Source organism: Streptomyces sp. MK7 (genome assembly GCF_032658145.1).
In the GTDB taxonomy this organism is placed as follows: Bacteria; Actinomycetota; Actinomycetes; order Streptomycetales; family Streptomycetaceae; genus Streptomyces; species Streptomyces spiralis.
Genome location: NZ_JAVACL010000144.1, coordinates 1 through 550 on the forward strand (window position 1 = coordinate 1; position 550 = coordinate 550).

The following is a 550-nucleotide window of genomic DNA, read 5'->3' on the forward strand; positions in this document are numbered from 1 at the left end:
TCCGTCGGGCGGTCGCGAGGATGCGTCGGCGGTTGGAGTGAGCGTCCTTGCGCTGCGGAGTACGGCCCGGGGTGTCGGTCGTCTGCATGGTTCCTTCTCTCCACGGTTGCCGGAAAGCCGTGGGCGCCGGTGCTCCCTCACGCACCGGCGCCCACTCACCCCTGCCCAGGGTGGCTTGTCGTCCTGCTGACGGGCGTCAGGGGACGAGGATGAGGCGGATCGGGTCGCCGATCTTGTTCTCCAGTCGGTGGACGGCGTCGGCCGCGTCGATGAGCGGGATGTGGTCGGTGATGGAGGGGGCCAGGTCGAGGCGGCCGGCCGCGGTCAGCTGCACCAGCTCGGAGACGGACTCGGGGAAGCCGCCGTAGTGGCCGCGCACCTGCTTCTGCAGGTAGTTGAAGGTCAGGCCCTCGGTGATGGTCAGTGGCCGGGGCGTGATGCCCACCAGGATGAGGGAGCCGCCGAGGCCGAGCACGGAGGCGGCCTGGTCGCGGACGGCGGGGACGCCGGCGCAGTCGAAGGCGAAGTCGAGGCCGCGTCCGCCGGTGGC

The 550-nt window shown here is 71.5% G+C and carries 1 protein-coding gene; it reads right to left on the bottom strand.

Features of this window, described 5'->3' with window-relative positions; translation table 11 throughout:
* Window positions 1-196 precede the first annotated feature (196 nt).
* On the bottom strand, window positions 197-550 hold a 354-nt coding region (locus R2S09_RS40210), incomplete at its 5' end, for a zinc-binding dehydrogenase (protein WP_316746240.1).